The sequence below is a fragment of the Flavobacterium sp. XN-5 genome (assembly GCF_008033395.2).
Lineage (GTDB): Bacteria > Bacteroidota > Bacteroidia > Flavobacteriales > Flavobacteriaceae > Flavobacterium > Flavobacterium hiemivividum.
In genome coordinates this window covers 171,742-188,059 of sequence record NZ_VOGZ02000005.1, presented here as the reverse complement: position 1 = coordinate 188,059, position 16,318 = coordinate 171,742, and the positions used below count along the sequence as shown (strand labels likewise).

General features: G+C 33.0%; 14 protein-coding genes and 1 other RNA gene. 9 read left to right on the top strand and 6 right to left on the bottom strand.

Translation table 11 applies throughout. From position 1 onward, the window contains the following. Positions 1-30: 30 nt before the first annotated feature. From FQU23_RS10620 to FQU23_RS10600, 5 genes are all read left to right on the top strand, one after another. A complete protein-coding gene (locus tag FQU23_RS10620; RefSeq protein WP_074722355.1) occupies positions 31-624 on the top strand; it encodes a tRNA-(ms[2]io[6]A)-hydroxylase in 594 nt (197 codons plus the stop codon). Positions 625-803: 179 nt separating this feature from the next. Further along, a complete protein-coding gene (locus tag FQU23_RS10615; protein WP_147673801.1) occupies positions 804-1,358 on the top strand; it encodes a helix-turn-helix domain-containing protein in 555 nt (184 codons plus the stop codon). A 50-nt stretch (positions 1,359-1,408) separates the two neighbouring features. Next, positions 1,409-1,861 carry a response regulator gene (locus FQU23_RS10610; RefSeq protein ID WP_245181106.1) on the top strand — a complete coding sequence of 151 codons (453 nt, stop codon included), beginning with the start codon at positions 1,409-1,411 and terminating at the stop codon, positions 1,859-1,861. A 14-nt stretch (positions 1,862-1,875) separates the two neighbouring features. Next, positions 1,876-3,669, top strand: coding sequence for an ATP-binding protein (locus tag FQU23_RS10605; RefSeq protein WP_147673800.1), 1,794 nt, complete (start codon positions 1,876-1,878; stop codon positions 3,667-3,669). Positions 3,670-3,798: 129 nt separating this feature from the next. Next, positions 3,799-4,299 carry a GNAT family N-acetyltransferase gene (locus FQU23_RS10600; protein ID WP_147673799.1) on the top strand — a complete coding sequence of 167 codons (501 nt, stop codon included), beginning with the start codon at positions 3,799-3,801 and terminating at the stop codon, positions 4,297-4,299. Positions 4,300-4,403: 104 nt separating this feature from the next. Here FQU23_RS10600 and ssrA read toward each other — a convergent pair. Then, positions 4,404-4,800, bottom strand: a transfer-messenger RNA (tmRNA) gene (gene ssrA / locus FQU23_RS10595). 97 nt (positions 4,801-4,897) lie between these two features. Then, positions 4,898-6,094 (bottom strand): serine hydrolase domain-containing protein, encoded by a 1,197-nt coding sequence (locus FQU23_RS10590; protein ID WP_147673798.1) that lies wholly within the window; start codon positions 6,092-6,094, stop codon positions 4,898-4,900. Between the two features lie 245 nt (positions 6,095-6,339). Between FQU23_RS10590 and FQU23_RS10585 the strand changes: the two genes are divergently transcribed. Then, positions 6,340-7,542: an NAD(P)-dependent oxidoreductase gene (locus tag FQU23_RS10585; protein ID WP_147673797.1), complete on the top strand. Its 1,203-nt coding sequence runs from the start codon at positions 6,340-6,342 to the stop codon at positions 7,540-7,542. 115 nt (positions 7,543-7,657) lie between these two features. Here FQU23_RS10585 and fumC read toward each other — a convergent pair whose 3' ends face one another. Then, on the bottom strand, positions 7,658-9,055 hold the full coding sequence (gene fumC, locus FQU23_RS10580) for a class II fumarate hydratase (RefSeq protein ID WP_147673796.1): 1,398 nt from the start codon (positions 9,053-9,055) through the stop codon (positions 7,658-7,660). Between the two features lie 255 nt (positions 9,056-9,310). On the opposite strand from fumC, the gene FQU23_RS10575 reads away from it, so the two are divergent. Then, a complete protein-coding gene (locus FQU23_RS10575) occupies positions 9,311-9,478 on the top strand; it encodes a hypothetical protein (RefSeq protein ID WP_132111227.1) in 168 nt (55 codons plus the stop codon). A gap of 134 nt (positions 9,479-9,612) precedes the next feature. Here the strand turns inward: FQU23_RS10575 and FQU23_RS10570 are convergent, their stop codons facing one another. Both FQU23_RS10570 and arsC read right to left on the bottom strand, forming a co-directional pair. Further along, a complete protein-coding gene (locus tag FQU23_RS10570; RefSeq protein ID WP_410503914.1) occupies positions 9,613-12,081 on the bottom strand; it encodes a TonB-dependent receptor domain-containing protein in 2,469 nt (822 codons plus the stop codon). A 98-nt stretch (positions 12,082-12,179) separates the two neighbouring features. Beyond that, on the bottom strand, positions 12,180-12,521 hold the full coding sequence (arsC, locus tag FQU23_RS10565) for an arsenate reductase (glutaredoxin) (RefSeq protein ID WP_147673794.1): 342 nt from the start codon (positions 12,519-12,521) through the stop codon (positions 12,180-12,182). Between the two features lie 115 nt (positions 12,522-12,636). On the opposite strand from arsC, the gene FQU23_RS10560 reads away from it, so the two are divergent. Both FQU23_RS10560 and FQU23_RS10555 read left to right on the top strand, forming a co-directional pair. Then, a complete protein-coding gene (locus FQU23_RS10560; RefSeq protein WP_147673793.1) occupies positions 12,637-13,557 on the top strand; it encodes a CPBP family intramembrane glutamic endopeptidase in 921 nt (306 codons plus the stop codon). Positions 13,558-13,587: 30 nt separating this feature from the next. After that, positions 13,588-14,634 carry an AMP-binding protein gene (locus tag FQU23_RS10555; RefSeq protein ID WP_147673792.1) on the top strand — a complete coding sequence of 349 codons (1,047 nt, stop codon included), beginning with the start codon at positions 13,588-13,590 and terminating at the stop codon, positions 14,632-14,634. A 69-nt stretch (positions 14,635-14,703) separates the two neighbouring features. Here FQU23_RS10555 and FQU23_RS10550 read toward each other — a convergent pair whose 3' ends face one another. Continuing rightward, positions 14,704-16,263 carry a S41 family peptidase gene (locus FQU23_RS10550; RefSeq protein WP_147673880.1) on the bottom strand — a complete coding sequence of 520 codons (1,560 nt, stop codon included), beginning with the start codon at positions 16,261-16,263 and terminating at the stop codon, positions 14,704-14,706. Between the last annotated feature and the right edge of the window lie 55 nt (positions 16,264-16,318).

Below are 16,318 nucleotides of genomic sequence, written 5' to 3'. Positions count from 1 at the left end.
AACAATTTTATAAACTTTAAACAAATAATCATGGGTGTATTAAGATTGCAATTACCAACAGATCCAAGATGGGTCAATATTGTCGAAAAAAACATTGAGGAAATTTTGACAGATCACGCTTGGTGTGAACAAAAGGCGGCTACAAATGCGATTACCATAATTACTAATAATTCAGAACATCAGGATTTGGTAAAGGATCTTTTGGCTTTGGCCAAGGAAGAAATCGATCATTTTGAGCAAGTACATAATATTATTATCAAGCGCGGATTGAAGCTAGGTCGCGAGCGTAAAGACGACTATGTAAATGAGTTGTATTTGTATATGAAAAAGAACGGAAATGGAAGTAGAGTTTCTAGTTTGGTAGAGCGATTACTTTTTTCAGCAATGATTGAAGCCAGAAGTTGTGAACGTTTTAAAGTGCTGTCCGAAAATATTCAGGACGAAGAATTAGCCGTTTTTTATCGAGATTTGATGGAAAGTGAAGCAGGACATTATACTACTTTTATTACTTATGCCCGAAAATACGGAACTGGAATTGATGTAGAGAAACGCTGGCGGGAATGGATTGATTTTGAAGCATCGATTATCGAAAATTATGGTAAAAACGAAACTATTCACGGATAATTAATTTATTCTTACAGCTGCTGCGGTTTGATATAAAAGATTATAGATCAGTAATATATAAGAATTTACTTCTATTTCTGCCAGGTATTATGAATTCAGAAGTTTTATTTATTTCATTGATTAACAAAATTAGTATATATTTATATCCGAAAAATGTGAAACAATTATAATTTTTGTAAATGAGACTCTATATAAAATGTGATGGAATTGTTGCTTGTAGAGTAATTTTACAAGAACAGTTAGAAAGATTAAATATTAAACATAGACTTTTAGAATTAGGAGAGATTGAAATAAGTAATACTGTTTCGGATTCTGATTTCGCTGAACTTCAAGCGTCTTTGAATAAATATGCTATATATATTGTAAACAATGAAAAAGCGCAACTTATTCAGAGAATAAAAGATACTATTGTAGAAATGATATATGAGCATGATAAACTTCCTGCGATTACCATTTCTCAGTATTTATCTGATAAACTTAATTTAAGTTACGGATATATCACCAATATTTTTACCGAAAATACCTATTCCTCTATTGAGAATTTTATTATTATTCAAAAAATAGAAAGGGCGAAGAAATTAATACTAGAAGATCAATTAACTTTAACAGAGGTTTCGTATAAATTGAATTACAGTAGTGTAGCTTATTTATCAAGTCAGTTTAAAAAAGTTACTGGATTAACGCCTTCAGCGTTTAAGAGAATTGTCGATAAGAGACGAAGTTTATCAAGCTAATAGCCGACGTCTAATTATTAGAAATTTAAAAATAAATAATACCAGTAAATATGATTTCACATAATGATTCTATGCATATTTTAATCGCAGATGACGATGAAGATGACCGCACTTTTTTTAGTGAAGCAATGATGGAACTTAAAATGAATAATAAGTTGACATTGTTTAACGACGGTAAAGATTTAATGGATTATTTATCATGCCCTGATATTATCATGCCGCATATATTGTTTTTAGATTTAAATATGCCTTATATGTCAGGATTCGAATGTCTCAAAGAGATTAGAGCCGATGATAGATTTAAAGATGTTTCGATTGCAATCTACTCAACCTCTTCGTCTGAAAAAGACATTGAAGATACATTTGTGGAAGGTGCTAATATTTATATTAAGAAACCAAATGATTTCAGTAATTTAAAAAAAGTGATTAAAGAAGTTGTTAATATTAACTGGCAGTTCCATTCTTCGGGACTAAATAAGGAAACTTTTTTCTTTAGTATCTAAAGTAATAACTGCTTATGAAGTTATTGAAACTATATAAAAGCCCTGAGATATTTAAAATTGCTTTAATCATAGCAATTGTAGTGGTGGGTTATATTGCTTCCGTTTTTTACGGTCAGATGAAAAATCTTGATTCTTCAGTGGAGTTAATTACAAATTCTACGGAAACCCAATTAGAATTAGAGAAGATACTTTCGATTATAACAATGTATGAAAGTAATCTAAAAGGATATTACATTACTAAAGACGAGGCATATCTCAAAGATAGGTTTTTGCGACGCGGCGAAATTGATGAGAATATTAAAAATATTAAAATTTTAGTAGCCAAGAATCCAAGTTTAATCGAGGATATTGATTTGTTAAATACCTTAATAGATCGTCGATTTAATTTGTTTAGAGAGACTTTGTTATTGGCCAAAAGTAATAAAACTGACACTGCTAAATTTAATGCTAAGATTAAGCAAAGCAGCGAATTTACGATGGCCATGAAAGATTTTGTATATAAAACTATAAATACAGAAGGCGCTAAAATAAAAGCTCATAATCTTAATCATCAATTTGATTTAAGAGACTCTATTATTAGTGCTTTTTTATTGGTTTTACTTTCTCTATTAATATTACTTCTATCATTCAATAAAATAAATGTAGATGTTATCGAGCTGAAGAAAACGAATGATGAGTTGCAATTTTTATATTTATCATTTAGTAAAGCTGAAAAAATAGCAGGATTTGGGCATTGGAAAGTAAATACAGTAACAGGTGCATATACATTCTCAGATAATTTTTATCGCCTTTTTGGAGTTGAGCCTAATGCTTTTGAGCCTACATTTGATAATATTGCGAAATTCATTCATCCAGATGATTTAGATTATGTACTCAAATCGCATAAAGGTTCATTAATATCACATGATTCGACAGTAATTACGTATCGTATAATATTAGACAATGGAGAAACGAGATACATCGACTCTGTAGGAAGTTTTACTCAAAACAGTAAAGGAGAAGTGGTTAAGACTGGTGTGAGTCACGACTTGACAGAAATATATAAAAAAACACTGAAATTAGAAGAGAACAATTTTGAATTGAAAAGCATTAATGAAGAATTAGAGTCTTTCAACAATATTGTAAGTCATGATTTGCAAGAACCGTTGCGTAAAATTCAAATGTTTATATCTAGAATAGTAGATACTAACAATGAAACTATTTCAGAGCAGGGAAAAATATATTTATCCAAGATTCGTATTTCGGCTAATAAAATGCAATCCTTACTTATTGACTTAGTTGACTATTCTCGAGCGATAAAAGGAGATAAAGAGGTGAAACAAATCATTAACTTAAATGATGTTGTAAATCAAGTGCTTGAGGATCTATCCTCTAATATAGAAGAGAAAAATGCAGTAATAACAGCAGGGGTTTTACCAGAAATTAATGGAGTCTCTTTTCAAATAGAACAACTTTTGGTTAATTTGATAGTTAATGCTTTGAAATACAATAAAGATGATGTTCCTCCCGAAATAAGTATTAATAGGGAAGACATTGGTACAGATGAAGTTTTTGAAGATAAACTAATTTTGGACCACGACTATTATAAAATCGTAATTAAGGATAACGGAATTGGATTTAAACAAGAATATGCTGAAAAAATATTTGTATTGTTTCAGCGTTTAGAAACAGATTCTAAATATAGTGGAACAGGTGTAGGTTTAGCTATTTGTAAAAAAATAGTTGATAGCCATAAAGGTTATATTAAGGCTCAATCTGAACCTAATATTGGTACTACATTTTCTATTTTTTTACCAAAAGTCGTTTAGTTCATTTGGGTATTAGTTCTAATTATTCTAGAGCCGCCTAGTTATAAAAAACACACTGAAATTTACTATTACTAATCCAGAGAATAACTAGTTCAGCTTACTAAGTTTTAACTGCTTAAATTCATTTAAATGATTACTATTACCGAAGCTACTGCTGACGATTTTGGGACAATTCAGGATATCGCCTATAAAACGTGGCCTGTTGTTTATAGAGAAATACTTTCTACTGCTCAATTACAGTATATGTTAGAGGCGTTTTATTCGGTTGAAACCTTGATGGATAATGCAGTTAATAAAGGGCATCATTTTATTTTTGCTAGTGACGGAGACCTTTGTCTAGGTTTCGCCTCGTTTCAACATCATTATTTGGGCCAAAAAGTGACGCGTTTGCATAAAATATATTTGCTTCCGGAGGCGCAGGGAAAAGGTGCAGGCAAGCTTCTAGTTGACGCTGTTGCAAATTATGCGAAATTGAATGGTTCAACCGTTATTTCGTTAAACGTAAACCGGTTTAATAGCGCATTAAGATTTTATGAAAAACTAGGTTTCAAAATCGTCGGTGAAGAAGATATTGTTCTAGAACATGGTTATTTAATGGAAGATTATATGATGGAAAATCAGTTGCGCTAGTCAAATTACTAAAATTGCAGATAAGTTTTGATTTTTCTCCGCTAGAGAATAGAAATAAAAAAAACCGTAATAACTTAAAAAAAAATAAGTTTATTACGGTTTTTTTGTGGAGTCGCCGGGAATCGAACCCGGGTCCAAACAAGCAACTAAAAAGCTTTCTACACGTTTATTTCCTGATTGAATTTTCGACCTTGTGTTTGACCAGAAACAGTCGCACAAGACTTATCTTCTTTATTTCGAAGTCCACCCGAAGCTTATGGAAATCTAGGTTTAAATTTACGATTCACCTTTATCGACCGCTATAAACCAAAGCTTTCGAGGTAAATCCTGCTTTCCTATCTGATAGGAACTAGGCTAATCTTACTATGATTCAGATTATGCAGCAAGAGCGTAGTTTCCTTCGCCGTGTAAGTGTTTTGGAACCTTTTATTAACGAGAATTGTCCCAGTTCTCCACGTGCTTACATTTCAATTCGACTTGCTGTCAAAACCAGTCGACCCCTTTTTTATTCTAACTCAAATAATTTATTTGAGTGTGCAAATGTATTCTATTTTAACTGAAATCTGCCATTTGAGTTCAAAATATTAGTACTCAAATATCATTCCTCTTTTTCATCATCGCTTAACTTGAAGGGATAGTCACCAAATAGTGCTGCCAGATTCTTAACTTTGTAAACTTTCTTGTCATATTTATTCGATAATGAGATAATAGTGACACTTTCATCTGGCAAGGTGATGAAGGCGGCTGTATTTCCATGCCACCACCCATTGTGAAAATAGAAGTTTTTCCCTGTTGGCCAATTTATCATTCTGATTCCCAAACCATAATTTTTAGTGCCTTTGTACTCGTTACTATAAGGAACATTGGACTCCTTTAGTAGTTTTGAATCCAAGAAAGCCGAAGAATTTCTTCCCATATCAAATTTTAATAAATCTCGTGGTGTAGAATATATATTTTTATCACCATAAACGGCATCTAAGTAATCCAAATTCACTTTAGCGAAATTTCTTTTATAAGAGGGTGTGGCTGTTAATTTGTCTTTTTCATATTCGAAAACAAAGGTATTTGTCATTCCTAATGGTTTAAATACCATTTTGGTCATCGCATTTTTGTAGGTTAAACCAGTTACTTTTTCGATAATTAAGGCTAACATGGCATAGTTTGTATTGCAATAACTAAATCTAGAATCAGTTCTAAACTCAAGATCAATACCCTTTGTGGCCATAATTGTCAAAATGTCCTGATTAGTTAAGATTTTGTGTCGGTCCCAAATCCCTTTTTTTTCTGTAAAATAAGCATAGTTGCGCAGTCCTGTTCTATGGTTTAATAAAGTTCTTACCGTTACATCAGGGTAAGGAAATTCTTTTAAAATTGTATTGACTTTTTGGTCTAATTCTAATTTATTTTCGCTGATTAATTTCAGTACGACAGTAGCGGTCATAACTTTACTTACCGAAGCAACATGAAGAGGCGTCGTGCTAGTCATTTCGGACTTTTCTTTATAGTTAGCCAAACCTTCGTATTTTTCGAAAATAATCTGACCGTTTTTTGCCACAAGAAAACCTCCGTTAGCAGTTTTATTTGGCCAGTTTTTATTGTAAAAATGTTCGATAGATTTACTTTTAGAAGCTATGTAGGCTGATGTAAGTTCAGGACCTTGTTTTATCTGGAGAATTGTATCATTTTTTGCCTTTTCCGAAGTTTCTTTATCTGATGAATTCTTTTGATTACAAGAACTCAAAACCAATAATAGCAGGAGTATTTGTAGTATATTTGCCTTTTTTATAAAAATCATTTCTTTGTAGTGCTAGAAAAACAAATATATAGAATCAAACTGTTTTGTTGATGTTTTTTCCAAAACTTAACAGTATTTTATTAAGTTTCGAGCTGATATTTCTATTATTTTGGGCATCAGTAAGTAAAGTGCTTTTCTTTGATTTTTTTTTATAAAATAAAACTATAATAATATTAATTTGTTATATTTGAAACAAATAGGTCTGATAAAGTTATATTAATTCAAAACAAAACAGTTAAAAAGATATGAAGTTCGGAATTTTAAAAGAGAGAAAGAATCCACCAGATAGAAGAGTTGTTTTTTCGCCTGAAGCACTAGTGCAATTGAAGGAACTTTACCCAGAAGCTATAGTGAAAGTAGAAAGTTCTGATATTCGAATTTTTACTGATGAACAATATAAAGAGTCAGGGATCGAAATATCGAATGATATAAGTGAGTGTGATGTTTTATTTGGAGTTAAAGAAGTTCCTGTTGATTCGTTGATTCCAAATAAGTCTTATTTCTTTTTTTCGCACACGCTAAAAAAACAGCCATACAATAGACAATTACTACAAGCTATTCTTGAAAAAAACATTGATTTATACGATCACGAAACTATAGTCGACGCTAATAACCGCAGATTAATTGGTTTTGGACGATATGCAGGAATTGTTGGGGCTTATAATACGATTCGTGCTTTCGGAATAAAGTTTGGGTTGTTCAAGTTAGCTAAAGCAGAAACATTATCAGGAAAAGAGGAGTTGATCAGTCACTTAAAACGATTGGTTTTGCCGCCATTAAAGTTTGTTATTACAGGATCAGGTAAAGTAGGAGGTGGTATCAAGGAAATTCTAGATGCTATGAAAATCAAAGAAGTTTCTGTTGATAATTATTTAACTAAAAACTATGCTCAGCCAGTATACACACAGATTGATGTATTAGATTATAATAAAAGGATTGATGGAAAAGTCCTGGATTGTATGGATTTCTATCAAAAACCAATGGAGTATGTTGGGGATTTCGAACGATTTACAAAGGTATCGGATATCGTTATTACTGGACATTTTCATGGAAACGATGCGCCGGATATTCTTAGCCGAGGAATGTTGCAATCTAAAGATTGTAAAATAAAAGTAATAGGTGACGTTTCATGTGACATTAATGGTCCCATTGCAAGTACGCTTAGATCATCGACAATCGCAGAGCCATTTTATGGTTATTTAGCATCTGAACATAAAGAAGTAGATGTATTTCATCCAGCCTCGATTGTAGTGATGGCGGTTGATAATCTTCCTTGCGAATTACCAAAAGATGCGAGTGAAGGTTTTGGTGCCATGTTTATGGAGTACGTTATTCCTGCGTTTTTTAATGATGATAATGATGGAATTTTGGCTAGAGCCAAAATGACCGAAAAAGGAAAATTGACACCAAGATTCAGCTATTTGCAAGATTTTGTAGACGGTAAATAAATAAAGAATGTTGGATTATTAGTTAAAATGTTTCTAAGAAATAGCTATTATTAAATTGAAAAACCCTGCAATGTAAAACGTTGCAGGGTTTTTAATTTATATATTTTAAGCTAGATTATTTAAGGCTTCCAACCATATCTTCTGGTTTTACCCATTCGTCAAAGTCTTCTGGCGTGACATAACCTAAACGAACCGCTTCTTCTTTTAGCGTTGTTCCGTTTTTGTGTGCTGTTTGAGCAATTTCAGCTGATTTGTAGTATCCAATTTTAGTATTTAAAGCGGTAACTAGCATTAGTGAATTGTCAACTAGTTCTTTAATGCGTTTGTAGTTGGGTTCGATACCTTGAGCACAGTGTTCATCAAATGACATACAAGCATCACCTAATAAACGTGCCGATTGTAAAAAGTTTGCTGCCATAACGGGTTTGAAAACATTCAATTCGTAGTGTCCTTGCATTCCGCCTACAGTGATTGCAACATCATTACCCATTACCTGCGCACAAACCATTGTTATCGCTTCACATTGCGTAGGATTTACTTTTCCTGGCATGATAGAAGATCCTGGCTCGTTTTCAGGAATAATCAATTCACCAATTCCTGAACGTGGTCCTGAAGCTAGCATACGGATATCATTTGCAATTTTGTTTAAGGAAACAGCTAATTGCTTTAATGCACCATGTGATTCTACGATAGCATCGTGAGCAGCAAGTGCTTCAAATTTATTTTCGGCAGTTATGAAAGGGTGTCCTGTGAATTCAGCAATGTATTTTGCCACTAGTACATCATAACCAGCTGGAGTATTTAAACCTGTTCCTACCGCAGTTCCACCCAGTGCAACTTCAGACAAGTGTGCTAAAGTGTTTTTTACTGCTTTTAAACCATAGTTCAATTGTGCTACATAACCTGAAAGCTCTTGACCAACAGTTAGTGGTGTAGCATCCATAAGATGGGTACGTCCTATTTTTACAACGTTTTTGAATTCGGTTGCTTTTGCATGTAAAGTGTCTCTTAATTTTTCAACACCTGGAATCGTAACTTCTACTACTGCTTTGTATGCGGCAATGTGCATTCCTGTTGGGAAAGTATCGTTAGATGATTGCGATTTGTTGACATCATCATTTGCTTTAATGAACTGTTCGCCTTCGCCAATTTCAAATCCTTTTAGAACTTGAGCACGGTTTGCAACTACTTCATTTACGTTCATGTTACTTTGCGTACCTGAACCAGTTTGCCAAATTACAAGTGGAAATTGATCGTCTAATTTACCAGCTAGGATTTCGTCACAAACAGCTGCGATAGCATCACGTTTCTCAGTAGCTAAAACACCTAAGTCGCAGTTAGCATAAGCAGCTGCTTTTTTTAGGTAAGCAAAACCTTCAATAATCTCTTTTGGCATAGAAGCCGAAGAACCTATTTTAAAATTGTTTCTAGAACGTTCTGTTTGTGCTCCCCAGTATTTGTCAGCGGGAACTTGCACTTCACCCATGGTGTCTTTTTCTATTCTGAATTTCATTTTATTGTTGATTTGTATGTGTTATTTTAATAATTGACTTGTTGTATCATATCTGGTTCTCTAGCCCCGATAGTAGTGAAAATCCTTATATGCCAGGGTTTGGGATATAAGATTGCAATGGATAGCGGGAATATCTCCTAAATTGAGCTCAAAAATACGGATAAATACTATTTTATGAAAATTGAATTGGAATTTTATTGCTAAGAAAAAATAATAAACATACATTTGTACTTACATTCAAAAATTCCGGAAAACATGTTTGAATTTTCACAGTATTTAGGCTTTTTACTTTTTTTAACCATCCTTACAATGGGATTTTGGTTAATGTTTTTTTTAGTTGGTTTCGTATCCTATTGGGTAGGAGGAGCATCTTGGGAAGCATATAAAGAGAAAAGAAAAGCAAAGAAAGAGCAATCAGTTTAGTTTGATTGACACCTAAAAAAGGACCCGTTTACACGAGTCCTTTTTTTTATGCCTTTTTTTTTAAAAAAAAAATACGGGCCCGTATTGAAACGAACCCGTACTTATTGAAATAATTAACCAAATTAAATCATTTATTATCCAGGAAATCCACCGCCCTCTTCTTCAGTGTTTTTTGGCGCATTTTTATCTCTATCGGTTTTCTTTTTGTTGATTCGGTACGTAAATGACAAGTTAAATTGTCTTTTTCTCCATTGAAATTCACTGTCAGAACTTACACTTGGTAAATTAGTTTCTGATCTCATTTTTCTAGAATTGAAGATATCACTTACGTTAAAAGCGATCGTCGCTTTGTCTTTTAGGATGTCTTTGCTAAACGCAGTGTTCACCATATACATACCTAAACTTCTACCTTGTGCGGTGTTGCTTGGTCCAAAGTACATTCCGCTAGCTTGCCACTCAATTTGGTACGGCAAAGTTAAACGTGAGTTCACACGGGAAAACCATGAAAAAGCTTCGTTATCTAGGTTTTGAACAACTATTTCGTTCTGTGAATTAGTATACATGAAATCTCCAGTTGTTTTTGTGTTATACAAGTTGAAACTACCGTTTAATTTCCATTTTTTTATTGGAGAATAATTTAGAGTGAATTCAAATCCAAATTTTTGTTCTTTTCCAATATTGATAGGCGTACTAAGGATTACTGGAGTACCATCAACAAATTCACCACTTTCATAACGTACAAAAGAGAACACATCAGTTGTGTTTTCAAAATACATAGAGGTGTTAAATGTTACTTTATCCCAACGTTTAATATATCCGATGTCAAACTTATCTGTCAGCGAAGGGTCTAAATCAGGATTACCTCTAAAGATATTGATATTACTCGAAATGTTAGGAGTAGGATCTAAAAAGCGACCTCTGGGCCTCGATAAACGCTTGCTATAACTTAATGAGACGCTACTCATGTCTGAAATTTCATAATTAGCAAAAGCACTTGGAAAAAACTTATTGTATTTCTTGTTGTTGTACTCTTGTGTATCCAATAAGTTAACATCGATGTTTGTGTCTTCCCAACGTAAACCAAATAAATACGAGAATTTGTTTACTTTAAATCCGTACTGTGTATAAAGTGCATTGATTTTTTCTTTGTATTCTAATGTATTGGATAGAAAATCACCAACATTATTTCCGTTATCGCTAGAGAAAATATCGTAGTCTTTATTTAGATTATTGAAATTTCCTTTATATCCAGCTTCAAACTGACTTCCTTTTCCAAGAGGTAAAACGTAATCTGCCTGAAGTAAATACTCTTTTTGAAGTTTTTCGTTTTGAGTTGTATTCGTAGTAGATCTGTCTGGGAAGGTGACATTAACTCCATCAATTGTTGAATCATCTTTATCTGTACTTCTAGAAAAGGATCCATCAACGGTTAATTTGTGACCTTCGTCATTGAAGTTTTTAATTAAATTAGAGGAGTATTCAAAGTTTTTTCCTTGGTCATTTCCATTATTTAAACGGTAGCTATTTGAAGCAAAATCTTGATTACTATCGAAAGCATTATAATTTACTCTATCTCTATTTTTCCCGCCATTTTCACTGTAACTAATAGAGTTTGTCCAAAAAGTATTGGGAGCTACTGTCCATTCTACACCAGACTTTGTGTTTATTCCGTCTCTAGTTCTCTCGGTATTTCTATTTTCATAAATAAATTTATTAGTAGAACCGTCAGGGTTAAAATATTCTGAGTTTGTAAATCCTCCGCCTTCATTGGTTCTATAGCTATATCCAGTAGAAGTAAAGAAATTTAGTTTTTCAGTTTTGTAATTTAAGTTGGCGCTCAAACCATAAGTTTCAGGAATACCAGCAGATGCAATAAATGAACCATTAAATCCTTGGTTTTTTCCTTTCTTCAAGATGATATTTAATATACCAGCGCCACCTTCAGCATCGTAACGAGCTGATGGGTTTGTAATCACTTCTACTTTGTCAATTGCATCTGCAGGAATTTGACGCAAAGCTTCGGCCATATTTAATGCATTTGAAGGACGACCATCAATGAAGACACGCACATTGTCACTTCCTCTTAAACTTACGTTTCCTTCAATATCAACAGAAACAGAAGGTACATTTTCTAAAACATCACTTACAGTTCCACCTTTAACTAACATATCTTGACCTACATTGTAAACTTTTTTATCAAGTTTAATTTCTACAGTAGATTTTTCAGCACGAATAATCACTTCGTTTAGTTGTGCCGCATCTTCTACTAATGAAATCGTTCCTAAAGTAGTGCTTTCTTTTAGATTTTTTTGAGTTATTTCTACAGATTTAAATGAAATAAATTCAATTTTAATAGTGTAGATTCCTGGCGTTACATCAATATTGAATTCTCCTTTCGGATTTGTAATTCCTCCTGCTACTACTTTTGCAGTTTTGGAGTTGATAAAACTAACCGTTGCATATTCAAGTGCTTGTTGAGTTGTTTTTTCAATAACATTTCCTGTTATCTTAATTTTTTCTGCCATTGGACCTCTTTCTTGAGCAAAACTAATAAAAAAGGAAAGAAATAAAGTAAGCGTAAAAATCTGTTTTAATCGATTCATCATTATAATTTAGATTTGATATTCGTCATAGGAATGCAAAAAACGCATTTGGTTTAATCACTAAACCTTAAAAAATTGTTAAATATAGCTAGTGCGAATTATAGAAAACTGTTAAGTTTGTCTAACTCTCTGCCAATGATAGCCTTGTCTCCATTTATAACAATAGGTCGTTCTATAAGAATGGGTTTTTCGACCATTGCTTTTATGATATCTTGGTCGGTCATTTCTTTATTTTTAAAATTCTCTATCCAAATTTTTTCTTTTTGTCGAACTAATTCTAATGGTTTCATGTTCAATTTTTTGAGGAGTAGCTGAAGTTCGTCTGTAGTAGGTGGATTCTCAAGATACTGAATGATTTCATATTCTTTTCCTTCTACTTCTATGAAAGTAAGGCATTTTCTCGATTTTCCGCAACGGGGATTATGGTATATTTGTATCATTTTGTTGTTTTTTTTAGAGTAAAAATTAATTGAAATAAAAAAAAGTATTTTAGACGAAACAAAAATAGGCTTTGATAGTCTAACTCATCATATATAATTATAAAAAAAAAAATAGATGTTTGTAGAACAAGGAGTAAATTCAGAGAACAAGTTTTGGAAATATTTAATTGGGTCAGGAATAATTATTGCAACCTCTTTTATTGGACAAATTCCCTTGTTATTGGGCGTTATTTATGAATCGTTTGCAAATGGCGTACCTTATCCCTCTAGTAATTCAGAGATGATGCACTTTTTTGATCCAAATTTAACATTGTTTCTGCTTTTGATTTCATTTGTTTTTACCTTGGGTGGAATCTATTTTGTAGTGCGTTATGTTCACAATCAAACATTACGTTCTATTACTACAGCGCGGGCAAAAGTCGATTGGGACAGAGTTTTATTCTCTTTTTCTTTATGGGCAGTTTTTACGATTGTTTCTACTTTAATTTATTATTACACGAGTCCAGCGGATTTTGTATTGAATTTTAAACCCGTTCCATTTGCAATATTAGTAGTTATTGGAGTGTTTTTAATTCCGATACAGACAAGTACTGAAGAATATGTTTTTCGAGGTTATCTGATGCAAGGTTTTGCCAATTTAGCAAAAAACAAATGGTTCCCATTGCTAATGACTTCCATTATATTTGGAAGTATGCACCTTTTCAATCCCGAAGTTTCAAAAATGGGTAATATCATATTTATCTATTATATAGGGACTGGATTGTTTCTAGGTGTAATTACATTGATGGATGATGGGATGGAGTTGGCATTAGGTTTTCATGCTGCTAATAATTTGGTAAGTGCCTTATTAGTCACTTCAGATTGGTCGGCTTTTCAAACACATTCGATATTTAAAGACATCGCAGAACCTAAGGCTGGTTTAGATGTAATCTTACCTGTTTTGGTTATTTACCCGATACTTTTATATATCTTTAGTAAGAAATACCAATGGACTGACTGGAAAGAAAGATTAGCTGGTAAATTAAAAGCAGAATAAAACAACGCAATTTAAAACAATACGCTAGTAATGAAAGAAGTAACTTATAAAAATGTACACAATCGTTTTAAATTGAATGGATTTCATCTAGATAAAGAAGATTTATGTAGAGTGTCCTACTGTTTGATAAAGGAAGGTGATGAGTTTGAGAAGTCGATAGGAGATTTTTTATTGGACTGGTTTGACGAAAAATCCTATATCGATTTACAGACTTCAGGAACAACAGGACCGCCTAAAGTAATTAGAACAAACAAACAAACAATGGTAAACTCTGCCTTGGCTACAGGTGACTTTTTTAATTTAAGCCCTGGGGATAAAGCTTTGTACTGTTTGCCAACTAAATTTATTGCAGGAAAAATGATGCTGGTTCGCAGTTTTGTTCTGGGATTAGATATCGATTGTGTTGCGCCAAGTTCACATCCATTAACTAAAAATGAAACTGTGTATGATTTTGTAGCCATGGTACCTTTACAGGCTGAAAATTCATTAGCAGGTTTGAAAAATGTTAAAAAAATGATTGTTGGAGGTGCAAGTATGAGCAAATCACTTGAAAAAAGCCTACTGAAAGTAAAAACCGAAGTGTATGAAACTTATGGTATGACGGAAACCATAACACATATTGCCGCCAAGAAAATAGGAGAGAAGTCATTTTCTATTTTGCCTAATATCCAAATTTCACAAAATGATAAAAATTGTCTTGTAATCAGTGCGCCAAAGATTACTGCTGAACCTATTGTCACTAATGATTTAGTAGAATTAATAAACGATCATCAATTTACTTTTTTAGGTAGAGCTGATAATGTTGTTAATAGCGGCGGAATTAAACTGATACCCGAGCAAATTGAAGAGAAACTATCACATGGAATCCATTCTCGATTTTTTGTGGGTGGAGTAGCAGATGCTGTATTGGGAGAAAAATTAGTTTTAGTCATCGAAGGGGAGAAGCAACCAATAGATGAAGCTATTTATAATGCATTAGACAAGTATGAAAAGCCCAAGGAAGTATTTTATCTCAGTAAATTCATGGAAACGGAAAGCGGAAAAATAAAGAGAAAAGAAATGCTAGCCAGTTTCTAAATTTATTTCGAATATAATACAAGCATCATGGCAGTAGTCATGATGCTTTTTTATTAGCTGTAAAGGCTCTTATTTTCCCATTATATCTTGTAAAATCCAGTTGAGTTCCGGGTCATTTCCTTTCAATTTGTCTTCAAGAGTAGGAGTAATTTCCTTATCAGGAAAAATTCCGCGTCCTATTATTTCTGTTTTATGGTGCGGTACCATAGCCATTATTCCAATTCTAATTTTTAACTCAGAATGTGGTAGTTCTAGAACTGGCATAAATCCCGCTACAGTTCCGTTGAAGGCGCCACCGGTTTCTTCGCCCACAAAAGTCACCCTTTTAGAACTCTTTAAATTAGCTGAAATAAGGCTGGAAGCCGAAAAACTGCCTCCGTTTATCAGGACATATATTTTTCCTTTAAAAGCGTCTTCCTTCACTTTATGCGGTTTTATATGTGTAGCGTAGTAATTTTTCCCGTCGCTTTCTTTATGAACTGTCAACAATAAGTAGGAATAGAGGATGGGTGCATAAATCGCTTTTAGGATTTTTAAACCAAAGGAACCTCCATTAAAATAAGCGCCTTCAATTAAACTCGATTTTGATACCACTTCCGACTTATCCAAAAATACAAATGTAGAGTCGGATAGGTAAGAGTACAAATCGACAATTTCAGATAATCTACCGCCGCCATTGTCTCGTAAATCAAGAATTAGAGTATTGGATTTATAGTTATCAATTTCGCGGAAGCTTTCTTTATAGAAAGGTCTAAAATTTCCTTTGCTGAAACTTCTAATTTTCATGATGGCGACACTGCTGTCTTTTTCTAGAAAATGCAGGTTTCTGTTGTAGTTTTTCGAATCGGCATTGTAGCCATTCACTCTTTTCTTTCTTCTAAGTTCTCTAGATTTTACTCTGTCAGTCGCGGTTACTATTTTCTTAGTTTTTTGCTCTTTTTTCTTAATCGAATCCTCCTTGTATCGTCTAATTGTAATTTGTTGGATACTGTCGTTATATTTTAGAGTATAGATTAAGCTGTCTTTAATGCCATTTTCAACAGTAAAGTAGGAAGAAAATCGTTTGCCTGATTTGTTAGTTTTTAATGTGTAGTTGTATCCATCAGAACTGTAGTAGTTGTTGTATTCCCGAATCAAATCCATAGGTTTTACGTCATTCACCGCAATAACTTCAGCTCCTGGTTTTATGCTCTTATTGTAGGATTTATTGTTTACGACGTAAAGTTTATTGTAAAAATAATCAAAATCAAATTGTGAAAATGGGCCTATTCCTTTTTTAATAAGTGCTTTCGTTTCTTTTTTCGTCATTTCTTTTGAAATAGGATACAGATAGGTGTGGCCTTGCCTTACTGCGGCAACAACAGGACTCAGTTTTTTATAGAATGCAAGAGGAGTAATAGGTTGAGTGATAGTAGATTTTAGACTGTCAAATTTAGAATCTAAGGCGGGCTTACTGATGTACCAATAAAGATTAGGGTGTAATTTTTGTAGTTTTTTATAAGTAAAATCAACATCCGATTTTAACTGCGCTATAGGAATTTGTTCAGTTAAATGCCTATTGTGTTTTTTTACAGAACTACATTGAGAAAAGAAAAGCAGCGTAAAAACGTATAAAATTATTTTCCTCATGTGTTCTGAAAAAGAGTTGGTCATTTTGTGTTCTGCAAATGAACAGTAATTTAGG

Coding starts and splice junctions, on each gene's coding strand:
- FQU23_RS10620 (WP_074722355.1), top strand. CDS start 31: ATGGGTGTATTAAGATTGCAATTACCAACAGATCCAAGATGGGTCAAT.
- FQU23_RS10615 (WP_147673801.1), top strand. CDS start 804: ATGAGACTCTATATAAAATGTGATGGAATTGTTGCTTGTAGAGTAATT.
- FQU23_RS10610 (WP_245181106.1), top strand. CDS start 1,409: ATGATTTCACATAATGATTCTATGCATATTTTAATCGCAGATGACGAT.
- FQU23_RS10605 (WP_147673800.1), top strand. CDS start 1,876: ATGAAGTTATTGAAACTATATAAAAGCCCTGAGATATTTAAAATTGCT.
- FQU23_RS10600 (WP_147673799.1), top strand. CDS start 3,799: ATGATTACTATTACCGAAGCTACTGCTGACGATTTTGGGACAATTCAG.
- FQU23_RS10590 (WP_147673798.1), bottom strand. CDS start 6,094: ATGATTTTTATAAAAAAGGCAAATATACTACAAATACTCCTGCTATTA.
- FQU23_RS10585 (WP_147673797.1), top strand. CDS start 6,340: ATGAAGTTCGGAATTTTAAAAGAGAGAAAGAATCCACCAGATAGAAGA.
- fumC (WP_147673796.1), bottom strand. CDS start 9,055: ATGAAATTCAGAATAGAAAAAGACACCATGGGTGAAGTGCAAGTTCCC.
- FQU23_RS10575 (WP_132111227.1), top strand. CDS start 9,311: ATGTTTGAATTTTCACAGTATTTAGGCTTTTTACTTTTTTTAACCATC.
- FQU23_RS10570 (WP_410503914.1), bottom strand. CDS start 12,081: ATGAATCGATTAAAACAGATTTTTACGCTTACTTTATTTCTTTCCTTT.
- arsC (WP_147673794.1), bottom strand. CDS start 12,521: ATGATACAAATATACCATAATCCCCGTTGCGGAAAATCGAGAAAATGC.
- FQU23_RS10560 (WP_147673793.1), top strand. CDS start 12,637: ATGTTTGTAGAACAAGGAGTAAATTCAGAGAACAAGTTTTGGAAATAT.
- FQU23_RS10555 (WP_147673792.1), top strand. CDS start 13,588: ATGAAAGAAGTAACTTATAAAAATGTACACAATCGTTTTAAATTGAAT.
- FQU23_RS10550 (WP_147673880.1), bottom strand. CDS start 16,263: ATGAGGAAAATAATTTTATACGTTTTTACGCTGCTTTTCTTTTCTCAA.